The sequence below is a fragment of the Deltaproteobacteria bacterium genome (assembly GCA_018668695.1).
In the GTDB taxonomy this organism is placed as follows: domain Bacteria; phylum Myxococcota; class XYA12-FULL-58-9; order XYA12-FULL-58-9; family JABJBS01; genus JABJBS01.
This window is the reverse complement of the sequence record JABJBS010000400.1, coordinates 1-21,671: the sequence shown is the minus strand read 5'-3', so window position 1 is coordinate 21,671 and position 21,671 is coordinate 1. Positions and strand designations below refer to the sequence as shown.

General features: G+C 50.4%; 17 protein-coding genes. 10 read left to right on the top strand and 7 right to left on the bottom strand.

What is annotated here, in order from left to right:
• Positions 1 to 7: 7 nt before the first annotated feature.
• Positions 8 to 2,779 carry a hypothetical protein gene (locus HOK28_23670; protein ID MBT6436109.1) on the top strand — a complete coding sequence of 924 codons (2,772 nt, stop codon included), beginning with the start codon at positions 8 to 10 and terminating at the stop codon, positions 2,777 to 2,779.
• Between the two features lie 36 nt (positions 2,780 to 2,815).
• The gene (locus tag HOK28_23665) at positions 2,816 to 4,375 is read left to right on the top strand and encodes a hypothetical protein (protein MBT6436108.1); all 1,560 of its coding nucleotides are present in this window, start codon (positions 2,816 to 2,818) and stop codon (positions 4,373 to 4,375) included.
• On the opposite strand, the gene HOK28_23660 is transcribed toward HOK28_23665, so the two are convergent.
• The gene (locus HOK28_23660) at positions 4,359 to 5,099 is read right to left on the bottom strand and encodes a hypothetical protein (GenBank protein MBT6436107.1); all 741 of its coding nucleotides are present in this window, start codon (positions 5,097 to 5,099) and stop codon (positions 4,359 to 4,361) included. The two genes, HOK28_23665 and HOK28_23660, sit on opposite strands and share 17 nt — an antisense overlap.
• Positions 5,100 to 5,242: 143 nt before the next feature.
• Between HOK28_23660 and HOK28_23655 the strand changes: the two genes are divergently transcribed.
• Positions 5,243 to 5,992: an alpha/beta hydrolase gene (locus HOK28_23655; GenBank protein ID MBT6436106.1), complete on the top strand. Its 750-nt coding sequence runs from the start codon at positions 5,243 to 5,245 to the stop codon at positions 5,990 to 5,992.
• 3 nt (positions 5,993 to 5,995) lie between these two features.
• Here the strand turns inward: HOK28_23655 and HOK28_23650 are convergent, their stop codons facing one another.
• The gene (locus tag HOK28_23650) at positions 5,996 to 7,219 is read right to left on the bottom strand and encodes a ribonuclease D (GenBank protein MBT6436105.1); all 1,224 of its coding nucleotides are present in this window, start codon (positions 7,217 to 7,219) and stop codon (positions 5,996 to 5,998) included.
• A gap of 78 nt (positions 7,220 to 7,297) precedes the next feature.
• Here HOK28_23650 and HOK28_23645 point away from each other — a divergent pair, with 78 nt between their 5' ends.
• A complete protein-coding gene (locus tag HOK28_23645; protein ID MBT6436104.1) occupies positions 7,298 to 9,910 on the top strand; it encodes a hypothetical protein in 2,613 nt (870 codons plus the stop codon).
• On the opposite strand, the gene HOK28_23640 is transcribed toward HOK28_23645, so the two are convergent.
• Entirely contained in the window at positions 9,891 to 11,237 is a 1,347-nt protein-coding gene (locus HOK28_23640; protein ID MBT6436103.1) for a glutamate--cysteine ligase, read from the bottom strand. The two genes, HOK28_23645 and HOK28_23640, sit on opposite strands and share 20 nt — an antisense overlap.
• A gap of 153 nt (positions 11,238 to 11,390) precedes the next feature.
• Here HOK28_23640 and HOK28_23635 point away from each other — a divergent pair, with 153 nt between their 5' ends.
• Positions 11,391 to 11,972, top strand: a complete 582-nt coding sequence (locus HOK28_23635; protein MBT6436102.1) for a hypothetical protein — start codon at positions 11,391 to 11,393, stop codon at positions 11,970 to 11,972.
• 47 nt (positions 11,973 to 12,019) lie between these two features.
• Here the strand turns inward: HOK28_23635 and HOK28_23630 are convergent, their stop codons facing one another.
• Together HOK28_23630 and HOK28_23625 are read right to left on the bottom strand one after the other, a co-directional pair.
• Positions 12,020 to 12,847 carry a hypothetical protein gene (locus tag HOK28_23630; protein ID MBT6436101.1) on the bottom strand — a complete coding sequence of 276 codons (828 nt, stop codon included), beginning with the start codon at positions 12,845 to 12,847 and terminating at the stop codon, positions 12,020 to 12,022.
• 9 nt (positions 12,848 to 12,856) lie between these two features.
• Positions 12,857 to 13,261: a response regulator gene (locus HOK28_23625; protein MBT6436100.1), complete on the bottom strand. Its 405-nt coding sequence runs from the start codon at positions 13,259 to 13,261 to the stop codon at positions 12,857 to 12,859.
• 301 nt (positions 13,262 to 13,562) lie between these two features.
• On the opposite strand from HOK28_23625, the gene HOK28_23620 reads away from it, so the two are divergent.
• Entirely contained in the window at positions 13,563 to 14,831 is a 1,269-nt protein-coding gene (locus tag HOK28_23620) for a PLP-dependent transferase (protein MBT6436099.1), read from the top strand.
• A 90-nt stretch (positions 14,832 to 14,921) separates the two neighbouring features.
• Complete coding sequence (locus tag HOK28_23615; protein MBT6436098.1) at positions 14,922 to 16,355, top strand: cysteine--tRNA ligase; 1,434 nt, start codon at positions 14,922 to 14,924, stop codon at positions 16,353 to 16,355.
• 83 nt (positions 16,356 to 16,438) lie between these two features.
• On the opposite strand, the gene HOK28_23610 is transcribed toward HOK28_23615, so the two are convergent.
• Together HOK28_23610 and HOK28_23605 are read right to left on the bottom strand one after the other, a co-directional pair.
• Positions 16,439 to 18,364: a hypothetical protein gene (locus HOK28_23610; GenBank protein ID MBT6436097.1), complete on the bottom strand. Its 1,926-nt coding sequence runs from the start codon at positions 18,362 to 18,364 to the stop codon at positions 16,439 to 16,441.
• A 10-nt stretch (positions 18,365 to 18,374) separates the two neighbouring features.
• Positions 18,375 to 19,031, bottom strand: coding sequence for a TetR/AcrR family transcriptional regulator (locus HOK28_23605; protein ID MBT6436096.1), 657 nt, complete (start codon positions 19,029 to 19,031; stop codon positions 18,375 to 18,377).
• A gap of 203 nt (positions 19,032 to 19,234) precedes the next feature.
• Between HOK28_23605 and HOK28_23600 the strand changes: the two genes are divergently transcribed.
• The 3 genes from HOK28_23600 to HOK28_23590 all read left to right on the top strand — a co-directional run.
• The gene (locus tag HOK28_23600; protein ID MBT6436095.1) at positions 19,235 to 20,143 is read left to right on the top strand and encodes a hypothetical protein; all 909 of its coding nucleotides are present in this window, start codon (positions 19,235 to 19,237) and stop codon (positions 20,141 to 20,143) included.
• Between the two features lie 83 nt (positions 20,144 to 20,226).
• Positions 20,227 to 21,168: a biotin synthase BioB gene (gene bioB, locus HOK28_23595; GenBank protein ID MBT6436094.1), complete on the top strand. Its 942-nt coding sequence runs from the start codon at positions 20,227 to 20,229 to the stop codon at positions 21,166 to 21,168.
• 12 nt (positions 21,169 to 21,180) lie between these two features.
• Positions 21,181 to 21,671 (top strand): aminotransferase class I/II-fold pyridoxal phosphate-dependent enzyme (locus HOK28_23590; GenBank protein MBT6436093.1); only part of this gene is annotated, 491 nt, incomplete at its 3' end.

Sequence of the window (21,671 nt, the reverse complement as noted above, 5' to 3'; positions counted from 1 at the left end):
GTCAAAAATGTCTAAAATAAATCCAGTTCTCAGAACACTCTTTGTTGGCTGTACATCAATCGCACTGCTGATTGGTTGCGGCGAAAAAGCAACCATCGCGCCCGGGGATATTGATAAACCTACGGTTGATGCTTACGACAGCCTTACCAACGAGCCGGCATTCACGCTGACTGGCAAGCGAAGTCCCAACACCATCATTTGGTATCAGCTTGTAGGGCAACCTGAAGCTGTGAAAGCAGTTGGTGCATCCGCGGATACCACTTGGAGTTTTGACTTAACTCTGAATGAAGGTTCCAACAGAATCACTCTCACTGCCAGCACAAGTGACCAAAGTGTCTACAGTGAATCTGTTCAAGTGGTGATTACGCTCGATACCATTGCCCCGGAACCACCGGTGGTCAATGCACACAGTGCGAGCATGGTCATGGGAGAGCAAACATCAATCCCCATGAACTTAAGCGGAACCAAAGACAGTGATGGCTCTCTCGACCTCGACAGTGCAACCCTTATCCAAGTGGATGGTCAAACAGGCTGGACCACCACCGTCGATGTTGTTGCTGGTGTAAACACTTACTCCTTCACCTCGACCGACCTAGCTGGCAACGTCAGCAAAGCCACTCTCGTAAGCATTGCCGGCACCACCGCAAGCGTCGGCGCTGTCACCATTGAAGACATTCCAAACCCAACTCGCCAGGACCCCTACCCTCTGGTAGGAACCAAACCTGCTAACACCTCACTTTGGCTGGTACAGCTTGAAGCGGGAGACTCAGTCGTCTCAACTGAGCCTGTTGAAATTGTACCGACAGGCGACGACCTCAATTGGACCTACAACATAGACCTGGGTGAAGGACAAAACAGTTTTTACGTATACGCTCAAACCCCAGAAGGCTCCATCAGCGTCCCTGCATCGGCCGAAACCGTTTTAGATACGATTGCTCCTGAAGCACCTATTCTCGACGAAGTTTCAGAGAGTACTGGAGCAGCCACTGTGCAAATAACAGGTACACGTGCCGCCGATGGAAACCTCTGCTTGCGCCGCGACCAAGAACCAACATGCAGCGAAATAGACGGGATCGGCGCCTCAGTATTGGATTACACCACCAGCCTAGTTGATGGCGACAACTTCATCTGTTTTAGCTCAATCGATTTAGCAGGCAACACGAGCCCTGAGACATGTGTCACCATCTACAAGCTCTTAGGACCTAGCATTACCATCATCACTCCCGAAGCCGGCAGCGTACTCTCAAGCGCAAGTGTTGTGGTTGAAGCAGAAATTCTCGGCGGTACTGAAAGCGGCGCACAAGTAGCGGACGTTGAAATTTGCTTGGACGATGTTGTGGAATGTGAACCTGGAACAGGAAGCGGTGACAACTGGCAAGCGACGCTACCATTATCCAGTGTTGAAAATGGTACGCTCCACACAATTACCGTAACCGCGACCAACGGTGTTGGTATTCAAAGCAGCGCTAGCTTAACCTTCCTTTACCAGGCTGGTTCCTTGCTGCTCTCGGACACAAATTCCCCTGGGCACAGCGGATCGGTAAGCGTCAATCACGATAGCGATGGTGCTATGCACGTTGTCTGGACAGATGAATGTGTTCAGTTCCCAGGATGCATCACCTACTCACAAGGCGACAACAATGCTCCTTGGGATATTCTTTACCGCAAGTTCGATGCCAGCGGTTGGAGCGATATTCTACTTATTTCCAGCCCCACTGATTTGCCTGATGGTGATTCCGGCGACTCTCACTCCGTAATAGACTCTAATGGATTACTTCATATCGTTTGGTCAGATACTGGAGATTCTTTATCCATTACAGATTATGATATTTTTCACCGTACTCTTAATGTTAATACGGGTGAAATGAACCAAACCCAAGTTGTCGCAAACTCAGATCGAAATGACGATGAGCCTCAACTAGCCGCCGCCGAAGATGGCAGCGTTCACCTTATTTGGCGACGCCGCACGACCAGCACAGACCATGATATCCAGCATACACGCTGGACTGCCGCAGACGGATGGGGCTTGGTAACTGAAGTGAGCAATGATGTTGGCGACGGCAACAGCCGCAACGCTGTACTGGCTCTCGACAGCGACTCCGATGCACATATCGTATGGCAGGACGATGGTACTGTCTTTAGTGATGTTAATACCGATGATGATATCTACTACCGCAGTTTTGAAAATGGCACCCTTCAAAATACAACTCTTATCAGCAACAGTGGCAGCTTAAATGGTACCTTCGACGATGCACTGAACGCAGACTCAAGAGCCCCGTCTATCTCTATCAGTGAAAACGATTTGGTTTATATCGGCTGGCACGATGAGCTAAACCTCTTCGCAAGTAGCTCCGACTACGACGTCTTTTTCCAAGTGCTTGATAGCAGCGGGGACATGATTACAACCAATTATCAATCGTTTGATCTGAATAACGCCATGAGTGAGTACCACTCCTCAGGCGTGCACCTCCAAGCGATCGACGATGACAACGTCGTCGTATTCTGGTCCGAGCGGAATGCAAATGGCGACGCCAATATCAGCATGCTCAAAGCAACTCGCGTAGGCACAAGTGCCACCTATACGTGGAACAGTCCCGAACTGGTTTTGGTCACCAGCGGTGGTGAAAATGCCGGTGGTCTTGGTGTGTTTATTGACGCCGACGACCTCGCCCACCTTGTATGGTCCGATGATGTCCCGGCAGGCGACGACGACGAAGTTAGACCCAATAATGAGGGCGAAGACTTCGATGTCTTTTACCAAGCTGTTCCCCTTCCTTAAGTTATAGAGCACTCTCAAATAAGGTCAGAAATAAACATGTACCGAAATTTCACAGCCATTGGATTCGTAGCGATACTCACAAGTGCTTGTGGTGTAGGGCTTGAACAACCTGTCAGTAACCCGTCTAGCGTTGAATGCACGACCGCAGAAGATTGTGAAGCGGGACAAGTCTGCGTTGAGTTTGAATGTAAGACCGAGGTGCTCGACGACAATGACCGTGATGGGATTGTTAACGACGAAGATAACTGCGCCGACGACTACAACCCTGATCAAGCTGACCAGGATGAAGACGGCATTGGTGACAGCTGTGACCTAGACCGAGACAACGACACCATTGAGGACGACGTTGATAATTGCCCAGAGGTCTCCAACGTGGATCAGACGGATATCGACCAAGATAACATTGGCGATGCTTGCGATGACGAATTACCGGGACCTTGTAATTGCACTGAATTCCAAACCTGTGATGAAACGACTGGAACCTGCCTGGAACCAGATACATGCGCCACCAACGCTGACTGTACAGAAGGTCGTGTGTGTATCGGAGGTGACTGCATCGTAGCGCCAGAATGCATCACCAACGCCGATTGCGAGAACAATGAATACTGCGACATCATCCTTCAAGCATGCGCGCCTGAAGGTTGCACCGCAGACTCACAATGTCCTGACTCACTTGTGTGCGCAGACGAAGGGTATTGTGGAACGTGCTCTTCATCTTCACCGTGTCCGGGCTCTCAACAATGCCTTGGGGCGACTTGTTTCGATGCTCCGGAATGCTCAGCTGACACCGACTGCATCATGGGCCGCCTATGCGATTCAGGAACATGCGTTACCGCAGGCTGCGCTGAAGACAGCTTCGAACCCAACAATGGAATGGATTGGGTAAATAGTACAATCGTTGCTCATGGTCCGGTAGGCACTGGCAATTATGACTTTGCCCTCTGCACCAATGACCCGGCGGCCTTTACAGGTGATGAAGACTGGTTTGAAATCGATGCGGCAGTGGGAGACGGAATCATCATCAATGCTTTAATCGATCCCAGTCGCGGCACAACTGAACTCTACTTGATGAATGCAAACTCTGAACAAATTACTGGAGCGACTCGGCAAGGAAACTTCCTTAGCTTAACTCTCGCTAAACTAGAGCAATCTCCAGTCTACGCTCAGTTTTTGCAATTTGAAACAGTGGATGCGCCGGTCAGCATGGAGCTAATCGTAGTCCCCGGCGGCTTTTGCCTAGATGATAATTGGGAACCCAATAATATTGCCCAAGGTTCACATGAGGTGGGCACCGATCCTGTTACGACCTTTAAAGACTTCACCCTCTGCTCCGGCGAGCAGGACTGGTTCACGGTAACAACGAGCGCAGGTAAAACACTTGAACTCGACATGGTCACACTCTCAGGAGCAACGCCTACCATCGAGGTTTTCGCAGGTGGGTACACTGATGCGGACCGAGTCGCTCGTGACAACACTGCCAATGCAGCCAAACATCTGGAGTTTAATCCTGAAGCGGATACCGTATACTGGGTTAGCATACTTAGAGACGATGGTTCAGAGGGAACCGGCGAAGTTCAATTTAACGTTTCTGATTAAACGGCTCTACGGCTGGGTCGTCTTTATAACCCATGTCGCGTAAGTTCTGAATTGGCACTTCTTCCGCTAAACGATTGAGCAACGCTGAGTCTGGGTATTTATCCAAGACCTTTTCTAAACGTCTTCCGTTGTATCCAGAGCCTTCATGTTTTGTATGCCAAGTTGCCTGGACGATGTACTTAGCAACCGCCAGCTCTTTTTCATCCATGACCAAGGCTGAAGTCTCAACCCAGCGGGCCTTACCCTTCGCGACGTTCACCTCAGACCAAGTACCATCTTGCGACAGAATGAAAAGAAGACTTCCGGGGCGTAGCTTTGTCTCGTCAGCTTGAGCTGAACCTTTTTTGATAAACGATTCTGTATCTTGAATCAGCGTCGCCTGAGGTAGCTCGTCACCAGCGACTAAGTACTCTGTTTGAATCCAACCCGTTGCTCCCGACACCTGACGCACTTCTGACCACTGGCCGTTCTCACGGATCACCTTGACGCTATCACCACGAAACACGAGCCCCTTCCAATTCGAAGTATCCCGCGGCTCTTGAGGGTGGGCGATCCATTTATTCTCAGTTGGCTCAACGTGCAGATCCGTAGCACCTGTCACCAACCAATGCGTGGTCGTTTTAGCGGCTTCAAGCTTAGTGGGGGCTTCCATTGTTTGCGAATTTTCGCAGCCCACAACACCTGCCATAGCCATGATGAGCCCTGCGCAAAGTCTTTGTTTCATGTCGTTTCTCCTTGAGGGGAACATGTATGCCTAAGCTTACCTGTTTTGGCTACTGCGTCCAGCGATTTTCCCCCTATGACGCAGGGAGTTGAAAAATGAAGTAGACCTGATACTCATATGTCATGAGCAGTAATCAGCGACCTATGAATTGGCTTCTTTTAAGAGGTCTTGCCCGTGACCAACGACACTGGATGCAATTCGGAACAATCTTCGAAGAACGGATGCCAGGAAGCCGAGTTTTCATGCTCGATTTACCCGGCATGGGAAACCAGAATCAGCGCCTCTCACCTCTCACGGTTCCAGGCATCGTGAATGACCTCAGACACCGGTGGAAGCAAATCGACCATGATTTTGGCGGCCCCTGGGGTATTCTTGCGGTCTCTTTAGGCGGCATGGTGGCTATGGATTGGTGCGATCGCTACGCCTACGACTTTCAAAAGCTCGTGCTGGTCAACTCAAGTAGTGGGGGCGTCAGTCACCCACTTCGAAGACTACAGCCACCTATGATTGCCGAGTTTCTCAAGGTTGCCAAAGCAGGCTCCGCACGTGAGAAAGAACGAACCATTCTCGGCTTCAACAGTAATATTCGCAGCGCTCAAGATCCCAGCATCGAAGATGCCTGGGCCCAGTTTGCCGAAGAATCTCCCAATAAGATTCTCAATATTGCTCGTCAAATCATTGCTGGAACTCAATACCGAGCACCTAAAACCTTAGTGGCGCGTACTCTGGTACTTTCCGCACTCAATGATCACCTCACCCACCCAAGCTGTTCATGGGATCTGGCGAGACGGTTTGGTTCCGCCTTGGCGTTCCACGATACAGCCGGACACGACTTGCCGATGGATGCTCCAGAATGGCTAGTTGATCAGGTTCGCTATTGGATGAACGATTAAACTTTAGGGTTCGTATTCGAGGGTATCGATTTGGTCGAAAATTCGTTTCGCAAAAATCGGCTCACGCCAACCCTTGATGTCTTTATTAGTACCGACTTCTTCTGGGCTCTTAGGCGGCGTTTGGGCAAATTCTTCCAAAGTCGCATTACCCATCATCACTTCGGGATCGAGTTCATACTCAGCCGCTACCGATTTTCTAAGCTCGCGCAGCGATTCGTAACGCTGACGTGCATGAGGATCCATAAACCGACCCGAGCGGCGACGTTTCGTTTTCTTAGGCGCCTCGCCGGTAAACGGCTCAGAATTTTCCAGTGCGGTGAGAATCTCTGGACCAAAACGGTCGACACCCGGCTTTCGCAAACCTGGTCGTGGTCCCAGCTCACCGAGTGTTTTAGGCGGCTTTTTCGCCAGAGCAACGATCAGATCGTTGTTGAAAACTTTAAAGGCTGGTCGGTCGATGCGCTGGGCGATCGTGTCTCTCGCCAAATACAGTGCCTTGATCCGTCCAATCACTGGAGGAGTCATGCCTCGAATGCCTTTGATTCGCCAAAATCCTTCTGGATCATTGGCTGGACTGCGAGCACCGACCAACTTGGCGATGGCTGGCAGCCGCGCGAAGTCTTCTTCGGCCCAAGACCAACGGCCTTTTTCCTTCAACTGCTCGGTCAACATCTCGGTGATTTGAAGCAGGAAGTGGGTATCGAATCTAGCGTATCGAATTTGCTTGGAACTGAGCGGGCGTTTGGCCCAGTCTGAGCGTTGCAGCGTTTTATCGGCCTCAAAATCGAAGTTTTCCTTCAAAAGTGAGGCGAGGCCGAAGCGTTTCGCTCCTATAAGCCGACTCGCGAGCATCGTGTCGAAGAGTCCCTGAAATTCGAAACCAAAATCTCTCCCCAGACAGACAAGGTCATAACCGGCGTCATGAAAAATCTTAATTCTCTTGGGATCGTTAAAAACTGGGGCCAGACAGGAAAGATCATCAATGGCCAGCGGATCGATGAGTACGTCCTCACCACAGGCGGTCATTTGAATCAGACAGACCTTTTCCTGATAGTGGTGAAACGAATCACTCTCGGTATCAACCGCAATGAGGCTTTGATCGTCAAGCCGATTGACCCACCGCGTCAATTCTTCAGTGGTCTCTATGTACGCCGGAGGCTCCAACTGCATAATCAGACGACCATAAACCAGATTCGATCCAATGGCCAACGAACATGTGAACAGCATCGACCATCTCCCTATAATTTTTACGTTTGTGTACACATTAGGTATGAAACCGGCCTCTGAGCTGGATATAGTGAAGCCATGAATAGTCGAATGCTCCTCCCTATTTCCCTGACGTTTATGATGGCTTGCTCTGGTACAGGCGGTGGTTGCACCGATTGTGCTGGAATGGCCCTGGCACCCTATCCCGATCCAGCGCCTGCTGGCGGAGAATTGCAGACCGATGTTGTACGAGCACGTGTCACGCAAAGTGCCCTAGACTTCTTTGGCGCCAATCTAGATTCACTGCTGGCATCATTCTTCGTCGTCGAAGGTGATGAGGCCAAGTTCTATATCGATGAGTCGATGCTGGGCCCAGACAGTCCTATTTTATTCCGCGACGGTGCCCACCTAAGCTTGGACCTTGAGACTCTACGCAATTCATTAAGTCTAGAATGGGTTCCAGCGGCCGACGACCCCAATGCTGCAGATCAAACACCAGCGATCCGGATCGCCCTCAAAGATCTCGAGCTCTTTGCCGATATGATCTTGCTCATGAACCTAGACACCAATCTACTGCCCGGAGCAGCCTGCCGGATTCGTTCTCCCGCAAACTCGCCTGCAATCCGCATTGAAGAGATTTCGTTTGATGTCGGCTTTGGCGTGGACACTTCTAATGGCTCAAACATGCTCGCCATCACACCGGCCAACATCGTTATCGACTTCGGTACGGAGAGCCAACAAGCCAGTATCGCCGTAGACATCACGCCTTGTGATGGCAGCCACCCAAGTGATCCAAGCTGCAATGATCCAGCATGCTCGGTTGAAGATGCGAACTGCCCCGACCTTTGCGAGATTTTAGACCTAGCGGGTGACCTGGGAGACTTCCTACTCGCCGTTCTTGATCCAGTTATGGTTCAAATTGGGCAATCCCTTGAAACAGTCATCGGCGACGCATTAAGCGATGCGCTGGCAGGCATTCCTGTTGGTATCGAGACCGAACTGGATATGGCCACATTGCTGGGTGAAATCTTCCGAGGTGCAAAACCACTCAACGCTAAGGTTGGAGCGTCCAACCTTGGAGTTGCGGGCAGCGGGCCAGGTAGAGGACTCGACCTAGGATTTGTCGGTGGGCTTACCACCACAACACCAGCGGCCTGTGCTCAATTAGCTGCTGCTCCGGATATCGCCTCCCTGATTGGGACACCTCCTGAGTTTACAGGATTTGTTGAAATTCAAGACGACGATGGAACCTCTCACTTCGAAGCATACCATATGGCATTTGGAGCCAGCCAGGCGATGATTACTCAAGCCGCCTGGGGCCTCTTTCAATCTGGACTGCTCTGCCTGGGCCTCGACTCTTACGAAATTGGTGCTCTCACCGGCGGTGAATTCGATGTCACAGCCGGCCTCTTGATGAACTTCGAGCCGAGACTGCTTGGACTCGTGGATATGCAATCACCGATTCAGCTGAGTATTACCGCGCGGGATGCACCACGTATCCGACTTGGAGCAGGTACTGAAATCGCTGCAGGCGTTCACGATCCCCTTCTTCAAGTGGCCCTCGATGATGTGCAGATTGATATTTCCATGCTCATCGATGATGCGATGATGCGCGTATCTGGGCTTACCGCGGATATCGCACTCAACATGGATATCGTTCGTAAAGAGGACCATACGCTTCAGCTTGCGGTCGATGATATCGCCGTCGCCAACACCCAGCAGATTTACAACGAGCTTGTTCCAGAAGCTGACCTGACCCAACTCTTCGAGACCCTCGTAGATATCGCCATCGACCTCTTGGTAGGTGACAATCTGAACTTTGACCTTGATATTGCCGACACCCTTGGCAGTGCGCTTGGTACACCTGTAGAGCTAAGACTCAACACTGTTCGCAGAGACCTTGGGCCAACTGGCTCACCGTATATTTCGGTCTATGCCAGCCTTTGCAGCCCAGACCAGATCACCAACCCAGAAGACAACATGTGCTACACGCCACCGCCAGTAGCAGAAGGAGCTGACGGCACTGAAGAAGCCACGGGTGAAGGCGCTTCAGCTGAAGCCAATTCAATGTACCGCAGTCTTCCACGTACCGATTTGCCTCAGCGATGGAAAGCTATCCCAAGTGGAGAAGCTTTGGTGCACGTTGGCCCCACTCAGGGTCGAAGCTACCAGTACCGAGTAGACGGTGGCACTTGGTGGACAGGTAAGCGAACGGAAGGCGACACATTATTAGTGCGCAGCCCTAAACTGTATCGACACGGTCAACACACCATCGATATTCGCTCACACGCCGACACGCGTTTCTGGCACGGATATAAGCATCAATCGCTGAACGTATTGGTTGATCCCGATAAACCCGTTCTAAGTTCAACTCGCGCTGGCAACACAGTAGAGATTCAAATTGATGAGCTCACGACGCCAGAGGATGTGAAGCTGATGACTCGGCGCGAAGGAGCATCCTGGGTTCAAACAGATTCTACAATCGATGTCTCCGGGCAGACCGGACTGGTTGAATTCATGGCCATCGATGGTGCTGGCAATCAATCAGACATTCTCAAAATAGAACTTAAGAAGCACAGCCCAGAAGCGTCGGCTTTCGGCTCGTTGATGAATGACAGCGATACGGATGCCAATGCTGGATGTGCAGCAGCACCCGCTGGACTCTGGTGGCTCTTAGCTGGGTTGTTTTTTCTTAGGAAGCGGCGTCGATAGACGTTTCTTGCATGATACTGCGACGGGCCTTTTCATCGAGAGGGCCCGCACCAAACTTCGCCAATAGTTTATCGGCCAGCGTTTCCCCAGAATTAGCAATATCTTCTAACGGTGCCAGATGATGAGACTCATCGCCCACACCTACGGATAGGCGCTTGAGCCCCTCACTGCCTAACTTAACCAGCTCCTTGGCAAGTTCACCCATGTGAAATCCTTTACCGTGACCCTTCAGGGCATCTTGAGCCGCACATTGCTGCATTTGAAGCCGCTGGGGCATCGAGAAGTCTTTGAGTAAAGCGTCTGCCGCAGCCAGCGATGTTGGGTCGTAAAAAAGACCTTTCCACAAAGCGGCAAGCGCCGCCGCCATCTCAGCAGGCCCGCCATCAGCTGAGCGAACTTCAATAAATCGCTTCAGGCGAACTTCGGGAAAAATCGTCGATAGATGTGTTTCAAAATCGGCCAATGTGGCTTTCTCGCCATTAAAACCTTCATGTAAAAACTTTCGAAACGTGAGTCTTTCCACATCATGAAAGACTGCGCCACGCTGCAAAAAGAACATGGGTATATCGAGGATATAATCCAAGTATTTTCGAAAACCGAAATCTTCTTCATAAACCATCGGCAGCAGGCCGCATCGTTCAGGATCCACATGAAACCAAATCGCACAACGGCGACTTCGGTATCCGGTCCAGCCATCTGGCCCATAAGGCGAGTTGGCAAAAAGCGCAGCTACAATTGGGGATGCACCCATTCCAACGCGCATCTTTCGAACCATGTCCGCTTCGCTCTCGAAATCATAATTTGCTTGAATCGTGGCCGTCATCACCATCATGTGGTGACCGCATTGGCCTTGAGCATCGAGATAGGTTCGCATTCCACGGTAACGCTCACGAGGCATCCAACATGCATCGCTTACTCTCGAAAATGGTCTCATTCCGAGGCTACTCACCCCTATTCCCAAGGGCTCACAAACGTCTAAAATCTCGCGGTTAAATGTATCGACTTCCGCACGGGTGTCGTCGCTGTGAGTCACGGGCCGCCCCGCAAGCTCTAACTGTCCACCTGGTTCTAGCGAAACGGACATTCCGTCCTTGTGAAGACCCAAAGGCTCCATGCTCCAACCCTTTTGGGTCATGCCCTCAAGCAATGGGCGAATTCCACCTTCATATGGAATGGGAGCGAGGGTGTCTTTTGCAAAGAGAACACGCTCAGTTTCAGCGCCGACTCGGAAATATTCCGGAGATTTTTCTGACGCCTTGAAAAACGTAACCAGCTCTTCTTCGTCTTGAAGAATGGGGGTATCGCTTTGATCAACATCTCGAGACATAAAGATTCATTCCTTCTTACGCGGCTCGCAGGCCCTCATCGAACAGTTTCGTGACTCCCAATACGTCACAGAACAACGTTTATCAACCAGCATTCAGTGTAGCCACCCTTGCCCGCATGTGATAACTCCACGAAGAAGCAACGAGGGAAAATCATGTCCAAAGCACTTGAAAATACTGAGAAAAAAGAGAAGCTGAAATCTGCAGTCGAACAACTTCTCCAGGCTCTAGACATCGAAATCAGTGGCCAATGCGCCCAAACTCCCGAGCGGGTCGCTGAATTATGGATGGATCATCTCCTGGTTTCTCAAGACAACAACATCGACGACATTGAACTAACCCTCGCTCCGGCTCCCAACCGCACACCGGTCAGCTTGGTCAACATCGGGATTCACCTGGTTTGCCCTCATCACCTGACCATCGCATTTGGCAAAGCCCATATCTGTTATGAGCCTGGAGAACATGTCGTTGGTTTCGGCGCGCTGACGAAACTCCTAGAGCACTGTACTCAACGCCTCAACCTGCAAGAAGACGCAACAGAAATGGCAGCTCGCCTTCTTCAAGAAAAAATTCAGGCTCGAGCGGTTTGTGTCGTCATGGATGCACGTCACCCATGTCATAATATACTGCATACGCGTGGCCACGATGCTCGGGCCATCACCTGGAGTCACGCAGGTGATCCAGAAGCAGCGCAACTCCTAGAAGCGCGTTTACGACAAGAGCTATCGCAGGGATAATCGTGAGAGCACGACCCGACTGGAACGAAGAAGAATAAGAGCGCTTCTTAGTTTAACAACTCAAGGCCAAGCGTTGCCTGTCCCACAGTAGAAGTGATCTGAAAGCGATAATCCGCTTCAGGAAATTGGCCAAAGATAGGCGTATCGAGTTCAGCTTCGCAATCATGCCGCTCCAATGCAGCCACCGCATTGCCCACCACGATATTTAAGAACTCGCCCAAAACACCCTGAAGGGTTTCTCGATCTGGGTTTGGAATACTCGCGGCAATACCTGCCAGTAATCCACGTGCGAAAGATTCATCCGAGCTTAAGCAAACACGTAAGCTATATCGCCCAAAGACGACGAGTGAAGAGACAAGCTCGAGGTGAGCAGTCGCTCCATGGCTGTCGTCATAAACTTTGAGCTTAATTTTCGATATTTTTTCAACGAACTTCGGGAAAAAATCGACGACATATTCCGCCATCAAATTTTTCTGAAAAGCGCTCGGTAGCTTTACCTTACCGATTTGATAGTCGGCTTGGTCCGCATGAAAGGCCTCTAGAAGTTGAGGTAGCTGAGCCTGCTCAACAAAAGTTAACTCAACCAAAGCTTCACCGATTCTGATACGTGCTCCTTGCTGAGCTTTCAAAACATCGGATACCTGCTCTGTGGTCAAAAAACCTTCTTCCGCAGCCGCTTGGCTCGCTGTCGTTGGCGTGTTGGACTCGAGAGATTTGAGCGTTTCTGACTGCTCAACCGTTAGAAGGCCCTTTTCAACAGCCATGTCGCAAAATGACCGATTGCGAGACTCCATCAGATCGAGAGCTTCACGCAGTTGATCTACGCTGATCTCACCCTTCTGAATCAAAAACTGGCCGAAAAACTTCACCGCCATGGTAACTTCCTATGCCTTGCGCCCTTTATGCGTTTTTTCGGCTGCGAATAGGTCTCTTAATTTTGCACCATCAAATGGCTTCGTAATAACTTGCACTGCCCCAAGTCGAAAAGCCTCTTCGGCCCTCGAACGTGAACCCGCAACCGATGACAACATCGCTACGCGTATCTCAGGATAACTTGCTTTCATTGTACGAAGGGTTGTTAAACCATCCATCCGCGGCATCACGATATCCATGACAACCAAGTCAGGTAGGCCTTCCTTGAGCAATGCAAGTGCTTCAAGACCATCCTTCGCGGTACCAATGATATTAATACCAGTCATCTCGGATACCAATTGTTTAAAGTGTGCGATCACCGACGGGCTATCGTCCACAGCAATGACCCGAAGTGGATCGTTTTGCTCTACAGACATTGCGACTCCCTTGATTCTAAGCCGATTTACCAAACGTCCCGGCCCTCCAAAGGATAACGCCTCAGGCGGGGTCGAGTCCAACGTTTACAACTTAACCACGTGGCTAAGCGAGTGTTAAAAATGCGGTTTTAGCGAAACCAATCCCCTGCCCCTACAAAACCTCACATTGTCGGACCAAAAGACGATCCACTGAATTTAATTCGGAATAAAAACAAAGAAAACGTACTTTATTAACGCCCTGCATAATGAAAGCGAACATATAGTTCTGTATACTAAATCCATAACCCCAAGGAGCTCATTCATGACGTACCTCCCCGATACCCATGCTGTCCACGCCGGCCGAGATGATCTAGGTGAACTCGGAGTCCATGCTTTACCTCTGGATTTCTCGACGACTTATCCCCTGCCCGACCTCGAGCAAGGTCGCGACGACCTCGCTAGAATGGCACAGGGCCATCTCCCAACGCATTCCCCGGTATACGCACGACTTCACAACCCAACCGTTGGTCGTTTCGAACAAGCCATGGCAAAACTCGAATCAGCTGAAGCAGCCGTGGCATTTAGTACCGGAATGGCGGCGATCACAGCAGCGCTCATGGCGGCACAAATGCGGGGTGATCATATCATCGCTTTACGCCCGCTTTATGGTGGATCTGACCATCTTTTAAACAGCGGACTCTTCAAACTTGATGTCACGTGGGCAACTTTGGATACCTTGGCGCAAGAGATCAGGCCCACCACCAGCTTGATCATGCTCGAGACTCCGGCCAACCCGACCCTACAGATGACCGATATACGCAAAGTCGCCGACTTGGCCGGCGATGTCCCGGTACTGGTCGATTCAACATTTGCGACGCCTGTACTTCAAAACCCGCTCAAACATGGGGCCAGCATGGTCTTGCACAGCGCCACCAAGTTCCTCGGGGGCCATGGTGATGTGATGGGCGGCGTCATCGCCACGTCGGAGAAACTTGCCCAAGGTCTTCGCCAGATTCGAATCGCCACCGGTGCATTGCTTCACCCTATGGGAGCCTACATGCTGCACAGAGGCCTTCAGACCCTGCCGGCACGTATCCGCATGGCACAATCAAGCTGCGAGCAAATAGCCGATTTCCTTGAATCTCACCCAGCCATTACCAAAGTCTATTATCCAGGCTTGATGAATACTGATTTGATTCCAGACCAGATTCGCGGTGGCGGCTCCATGTTGGCTTTCGAGATTAAGGGTGGCTTCGAAGCTGCTGCCCGCGTCATGGGCGCAGTGAATATGATTACTCCCGCTGTGAGTCTCGGTTCTACCGATACCCTGATTCAGCACCCAGCTGCTCTCACCCATCAAATCGTTGATGAGAAAGTCAGAGACGCCAATGGGATTTCAGGCTCTCTGATGAGAATCTCCTGTGGGCTTGAAGACCCTCGCGATATCCAGCTGGACTTGGAACAGGCACTCAACGAAAGCCAAAAGACAACCCAAGCTCGGCGTACAAAAACCACCCGTGTGGAACAAATCCGAGCACCGTCAAAAAAACCGGTACTCGAAGAGACGAATCCTACTGCTCCAGTAGCTTGACATCGCGTGCTGAACAGGGAAATCAGGGGTTTCTGATCTGCTCAACTTGAGCGGGTTAGATGCACCGAGACCCCTTGTATGGATGTGATGATGACTCGACCGATAAAGCTCTACAACACCCGAACCCGCGCCGTCGAACTACTAAAGCCCCTCGAAGAAGGCAAAGTAGGCATTTATTCCTGTGGACCCACCGTCTACAACTATGCGCACATCGGCAATCTAAGAGCATATGTATTCGTTGATACTCTCAAGCGAGCGTTACAATGGTGCGGGTACCAAACCAATCACATCATGAATATCACCGATGTCGGCCACCTCACCGACGATGCCAGCGACGGCGAAGATAAGATGGAGCTTGCGGCGAAAAAATCAGGGCGCGATATCTGGGATTTGTCACGCTATTACACAAGCATCTTTTTCGAGCACACCGGTGATTTAGGTATTCAACCGCCCAACACTGTTTGTCGAGCCACCGATCATATCACCCAGCAAATCGAGATGGTTCAAACCATCCATGACAATGGGTTCGCTTATCAAATTGATGATGGGATTTACCTCGATACCAGCAAGCTTCCAAAATATGCTGATTTCGCCAAGCTTTCGATAGACGGACAACAGGCTGGTGCCCGAGTCGATGTTGTTCAAGGCAAGAAAAACCCAACTGATTTTGCCATTTGGAAGTTCGCAAAAGGCGCCAAACGCTTGATGGAATGGGAAAGTCCGTGGGGAAGAGGATTTCCAGGATGGCACCTCGAATGCTCGGCGATGAGCTGCAATTACCTCGGTGAGAGATTTGATATTCACACCGGCGGCATTGACCATATCCCCGTTCACCACACAAATGAAATTGCTCAAATGATGGCTTACACCAAGTCTGACGAATGGGTAAACGTGTGGATGCACAATAACTTTCTCGTTTTAGAACAAGACGGCGAAGACACCAAAATGGCAAAGAGCGGTGCCAACTTCGTGACTCTCGACTCTATCCGTAGCTGGGGAATCCAGCCACTTGCCTACCGTTACCTTTTACTCAACACCCACTACCGCAAAGAGACACGCTTCTCACGAGCCAATGTGGAAGACGCCGCGAAAGGTCTGGCCAAGCTTTGGAAAAAAGTTAGTCAGCTTTGTGAAGAAGCAGGCAGCGATAAGGGCAATTTAAATTCACCGACGCTTGAAGCCTATCGCAAAGAAGTCACAGGCGGGATTACCGATGACTTGAACACTGCGCGATGCCTCGCAGAGGTATGGAAAATTGTTCAGGATGAAAGTGTATCAGCTGCCGACAAGGTAGCCTTTATCGCCGATACAGACCGTGTGTTGGGGCTTCGCCTCACGCAAGGACCCATTGGTGGTGGCGACGGTGCCAGCGTGGATGAAGCGAAAATGCAAAAGCTGATTCAAAAACGCAATCAAGCGCGAACCGACAAAGATTTCTCAACCGCCGACACCATCCGCGATGCACTCGATGCCGTTGGTGTAAGACTGAAAGACAGCCCCGAAGGAACAACCTGGGAAAGTTAATCTAACGCCAATCGGCAACCATCGCTTTGAAAGCAAAAAAAAGCCGGGTATAACCCGGCTTTTTCATTTTATCTCTTTAGGATTTAACCAACTTGCTTTTCTCCAAGCTGAGCTGGCGTATCGTCTAAGGTATCCAAAAGTCGATCGCCTGTCGTAGCAATCAAAGAGCTGTTGTACTCTGCTCTAGGGATTGCCTTCTCCAAGAAACGCTCCAGAAGTTCACGACGCTCCGGAAAGCGCGTTGCTTGCTCAAGTAGAAGCTCGGAAATCGCAGCATCCGTCAATAATAGAGTCAGGCGTTCTGCGTGAAGCAAAGCAGGTGAAAAGTCTTTCTTTGCATCCCACTCCTTGAAGAACTTACTCGCCCAATCTACAACCTTATGGTTACTTAGTGAACGGAACTTCTTAGCCGCCATGCGAGTAAGAAGAGTCTGCTGAGCTCCGAGACACAATGCTTGAAGTTTCGCTACCTTCTTATCCAGTGGGTCACGCGCCGAGAGCGTACGCCACTTCGCTTGAGCGATTCCCTGAACCAAGTCCTTTGGATTTTTCAGGATGTTCAAGAGAACGTCCTTGGTCGCCATAAGAGACTGAATCTGACTGGTACCTTCATAGATAGGAAGAACTAAGGCGTCACGCAGAAGCTGCTCTGCCTGGTATTCCTTCGTGTAACCAACCCCACCATGAATCTGCATACACATCCGAGCCATATAAACCGCTCGCTCAGAACCGTAGTACTTCAAGAGAGGCGTAACACGGCGAGCTTCTTTCAAGTGGCGCTTATAAAGGAGTTCATAGCGGCTCTTCTCGGTGTCGTTATGGTAGGCCTTCGCAAGAAGAGCTATCTGAGAACGTTGTGCCATTTCACTGTGGTAGGCAGCATGAACACCCAGAGCACGAAGAGATCTTGTATCCGTGTCCATGTCTTCAAGGTACTCAGCAATCATTTCATGTTTATCGATGGTCTTACCCATAGAACGGCGCTCTGCTGCGTAGTTCTTAGCAAGTCGCAAAGAATTCTCGCATACACCCAAGCTCTCGAAACCAACACCCACTCGAGCGTTGTTCATCAAGAAAAGCATGTAACGAAAACCTTCGCCCCGCTTTCCAATAAGCTGTGCAGGTGCGTGGTCGAAAACCATGGCGCAGGTCGCAGAGTTTTTATGACCGATTTTATCTTCAAGTCGGTCCACACGGCCGTAGTGCTTGCGACCCTCTGGAGTGTCTTCCCAAAGCGGGACGAGGAAGAAGGATAAGCCGGCTAGGCCCGCAAATGGGTCGTCCGAATCTTTTGTTTCTTCACTTCGCGCAATAACAAAGTGGTACTTACCATGACCTGAGGTGATGAACGTTTTCTCACCGGTCACAAACCAGTTGCCGTCTTCATCCTGCTCAGCCTTCGTACGAAGAGCGGCCATATCAGAACCTGCATCAGGTTCAGTGATATCCATCGCTCCCCAAGTCTGCCCTGTGATGATTTCCTCGATCTCTTTTTGAAACCGCGTCGTCTTCATCGTCATGGTCTCTAGATCGATTTCGGTTGATCCCTCCATCACGCTGAAAAGAAGCATCGCCAGTGCCATACCACCGTGGAAACTGTGGTGTGTCATGACAGAAACATCGGCTCGCGAAAACATTTCTCCGGCCAGCATGTATACCAACAGAGGAGCGTTCATCCCGCCAAGCTCACGCGGCAAACATAATCCGTGAAGGCCAACTTCATTAATTTGGTCGAAAATTGCGTTGAACTCAGGAGAGCCAACAACTTCACCATCAACCATTTTCACAGGGTTCTCTTCGATGGCTTTAGCGCGTGGTGCGATTTCATTGGCAACCAGTTCACCAACCATGTTGAGGACATCGTTATAGAATTCAGTGGCTTCTTCATTACTTTCGAAACCATCGTTCATTTTGAAGTCGTATTCGACAAGTCTTACCAAGGGTTCCCAATCAATATATTTTTCCAGGTAAAACTTAAGGTCTTCATTGTCTTCTAAAAAATTAGCCATTTTTTTTTCCTTACGTGGTCTTCGAGGGACGCGGCGCAAATAATGAAACCCGCGCAATACGCATCAACTCATCCACGAAACGTTTTTTGGCACGTTCACTTACCTCGCCATCACTTGCGTGATGGTCCAAAAGTAAAGACATGGGATCCAGCATCGCCATGCCACACACCAAATTAACAACATGAATTACATAGGCCTCAGGATCGAGATCAGCACGAACACGGCCGTGCTCTTGCCCTTCCCTTAAAGCATCGCAAATGGCTTTCACCCAAATATTTGAGTGCGTTACCACCAAGCGTTGCATTTCTGCCGGCCTGTCCAGCATTTCCCGCACAAGCAAACGTGCCCGATTAGAATCTGCAGCGAAAAAATCAACGCCAGCCTGAATGACCGCTTCAAAGCGATCCCTGCTTGTCGTCGCAGCCAACATCAATGCTGGCAAACTCTCATTCCATCGGCTCAGGAGTTCTTCTAGAACTCGCCGATGGAGGTTTTCTTTCGATGGGTAGTGATAAAGCAGCGATGCTTTTCGAATGCCTACGGCATCAGCTATCGCCTGTACACTTGTTCCTTCGTAGCCACGCTGCGCAAAGAGCTGGGTCGCAGATTCTAAAATCCGCAATGCCATGTCCCCCGTGCGCTCTGTTTGCTTGGCTCCGTCGGCCATCATTTATCCTTTCTGACTTAGCTCTCTACCAGTCAGTCACATTCTGCCTACCATTTGGTAGGGAGAAGGCAATCTTGTCAATAGGGCCAGCCAACTCTTTTGGACTAACCAATTATTCAAAGAAGCCCAAATTCACACTTTACGGACCTACATTGTACGCATATGGATACACCTTCTTTAGGGACCTAAGCATGGGAGGGGAAATGCGCGCGCTTTCTCTAGTTTTATCTGTTTGTTTTTTAACCGCTTGTGGCGGTGTCGATGATTCTCAAACCAGCAACGTGGATGAAGCCACCGGAACAACCACCGATGTCACCCCAGCTGAACCTGAAGGGCCCGCACCCGCTGCCCTGGCAGCAGTTACCAACGGAACGTGCCCTGATCTGAGCACCGCCGGAACAATCACATGGCAATCCAATGGAACGCAACGAAGCGTCATTACTGTCTATCCCGCTGAAATGGCGGATAATATGCCACTTGTTTTCGTATGGCACCCCTTAGGTGGCAATGCGGCTATGATGGTTAATTACCTTCAGCTTCAACGCTTTGCCGACCAGCATCAGGTCATCATGGTTGTGCCGGACCTACGTGAAGGCGCACAGACTTGGGGATTCTACGGCAACCCCAGTGATGACCTCGCTGTCTACGATGACATGCGAACATGCATGAGCGAACAGCAAAATATCGACCTGTATAAAGTGAGTACCACAGGCATGAGCGCAGGCGGTTTATGGAGCACCTACCTCGTGATGCACCGTGCCGACAGCCTGGCAACGGCCCTTATCATGAGTGGCGGAACCGATCCTTTGACACTGCCTTACAAAACGCCAACTCAGAATATTCCTGTTTTGGTAACTTGGGGCGGAACAAATGACACATGGGGTCAAGGAAGTTACTTGGTTGAATTCGAAAAGACGACCATGAATTTTCGCGAGAATCTCACAAACGACGGCCACTATGTTGTGGGCTGTAATCACGGTGGTGGTCATACCATTCCTACTGAGGCCGGTGTGATGAGTGAACTTTGGTTACTCAACCACACCTATGGCAAACCATCACCGTTTCTAGAAAGTATCGAAGGCTTTCCAAGCTATTGCGAAGGGCCCATGTAGGGTATAGGGCCGTCTCAGACCCCGAGAGGACTAAACTTTTCGGGGTCCCTATTGGTCGCACAAACTAAATTGGGAGACGGAAAATGACAGCTGACATTCGTCATGATTGGACACTTGAAGAAGTACACTCAATCTACAATCAACCTCTCTTGGATCTGGTTCATCAAGCAAGCGACGTTCATCGCAAATTCCACCAAACTGACGACATCCAAAAATGCACACTGGTTTCAATAAAAACCGGTGGCTGTCCGGAAGACTGTGGATACTGTTCGCAAAGCGTACACCACGAAGCAGACCTCACCCGCGAACCCCTTATGGGTGTTGATGTTATTCGCCAAAAAGCAAAGCAAGCTCGCGTGGCCGGTGCTACCCGCCTTTGTATGGGTGCAGCATGGCGAAGTGCTAAAAAAGGTAAAAGCTTTGAAACCGTTCTAGAGATGGTTAAAGCCGTGAACGCAGAAGGTCTTGAGTCCTGCGTAACACTCGGCATGCTTAATCGGGAACAAGCTGAACAACTCAAAGAAGCTGGGCTTACCACCTACAACCACAACCTCGACACTTCACGTGATTACTACCCCAAAGTGATCACCAGCCGCACATATGATGACCGTCTCGAAACGCTACAACATGTTCGTGACGTAGGCCTTGGCATGTGCTGCGGTGGTATTATTGGTATGGGTGAATCTGCCGACGACCGAATCTCTCTGCTTCACACCCTGGCTACATTCGAAAAACATCCAGACTCCCTTCCTGTGAATATGCTTGTTCCCGTAAAAGGCACCCCCATGGAAAACACACCACTTGTGGACCCATTGGAGCTGGTTCGCAGCATCGCCACAGCGCGTATCTTGTGTCCCGAAGCACGTGTCCGACTTTCAGCGGGTCGTAAAAGCTTGTCACAAGAAGGCCAAACACTTTGTTTTCTCGCTGGAGCAAACTCTATATTCTACGGTGAGCAGCTCTTAACCACGCCCAACAACGCAGAAGACGAAGATGTTCAACTCTTTGCAAGTCTGGGTATTTAGTCCGGCAAATTCATGACGACGCCTCGCGAAGCATTTATTCATAAATTAGCTCGCGGCATTCAACAACGCCGCGAAAAACAATTGCTTCGTACTCTAGAGTTGCCCGAAGGCATCGATTTTACGTCCAATGATTATTTAGGCTTCTGCTCAGATCCCAGTTTAAGAAACGCACTTGCCCTAGGTGTCAAAAATCACGGAACAGGATCCGGCGCATCAAGGCTCTTGCGCGGCAATCATGCGGTGCATGTAGAGGCCGAACAAAAGCTGGCCGAGTTTTCAGGCCGCGAAGGAGCGCTACTGTTTTCATCTGGTTTCGCAACCAATGTTGGACTCTTTGCTGCACTCCCCGAAACCGGTGATGTTATTTTTTCAGATGCATTAAATCACGCCAGCATCATCGACGGCATGCGGCTTTCCAAAGCAAAGCGCGTGATTTTCGAGCATCAAGATTTAAAAGACTTAGAGGCCAAGCTTTCTTCTTCAGAGTGCAGCGGACAACGTTT

Coding starts and splice junctions, on each gene's coding strand:
- HOK28_23670 (MBT6436109.1), top strand. CDS start 8: ATGTCTAAAATAAATCCAGTTCTCAGAACACTCTTTGTTGGCTGTACA.
- HOK28_23665 (MBT6436108.1), top strand. CDS start 2,816: ATGTACCGAAATTTCACAGCCATTGGATTCGTAGCGATACTCACAAGT.
- HOK28_23660 (MBT6436107.1), bottom strand. CDS start 5,099: ATGAAACAAAGACTTTGCGCAGGGCTCATCATGGCTATGGCAGGTGTT.
- HOK28_23655 (MBT6436106.1), top strand. CDS start 5,243: ATGAATTGGCTTCTTTTAAGAGGTCTTGCCCGTGACCAACGACACTGG.
- HOK28_23650 (MBT6436105.1), bottom strand. CDS start 7,219: ATGCTGTTCACATGTTCGTTGGCCATTGGATCGAATCTGGTTTATGGT.
- HOK28_23645 (MBT6436104.1), top strand. CDS start 7,298: ATGAATAGTCGAATGCTCCTCCCTATTTCCCTGACGTTTATGATGGCT.
- HOK28_23640 (MBT6436103.1), bottom strand. CDS start 11,237: ATGTCTCGAGATGTTGATCAAAGCGATACCCCCATTCTTCAAGACGAA.
- HOK28_23635 (MBT6436102.1), top strand. CDS start 11,391: ATGTCCAAAGCACTTGAAAATACTGAGAAAAAAGAGAAGCTGAAATCT.
- HOK28_23630 (MBT6436101.1), bottom strand. CDS start 12,847: ATGGCGGTGAAGTTTTTCGGCCAGTTTTTGATTCAGAAGGGTGAGATC.
- HOK28_23625 (MBT6436100.1), bottom strand. CDS start 13,261: ATGTCTGTAGAGCAAAACGATCCACTTCGGGTCATTGCTGTGGACGAT.
- HOK28_23620 (MBT6436099.1), top strand. CDS start 13,563: ATGACGTACCTCCCCGATACCCATGCTGTCCACGCCGGCCGAGATGAT.
- HOK28_23615 (MBT6436098.1), top strand. CDS start 14,922: ATGACTCGACCGATAAAGCTCTACAACACCCGAACCCGCGCCGTCGAA.
- HOK28_23610 (MBT6436097.1), bottom strand. CDS start 18,364: ATGGCTAATTTTTTAGAAGACAATGAAGACCTTAAGTTTTACCTGGAA.
- HOK28_23605 (MBT6436096.1), bottom strand. CDS start 19,031: ATGGCCGACGGAGCCAAGCAAACAGAGCGCACGGGGGACATGGCATTG.
- HOK28_23600 (MBT6436095.1), top strand. CDS start 19,235: ATGCGCGCGCTTTCTCTAGTTTTATCTGTTTGTTTTTTAACCGCTTGT.
- bioB (MBT6436094.1), top strand. CDS start 20,227: ATGACAGCTGACATTCGTCATGATTGGACACTTGAAGAAGTACACTCA.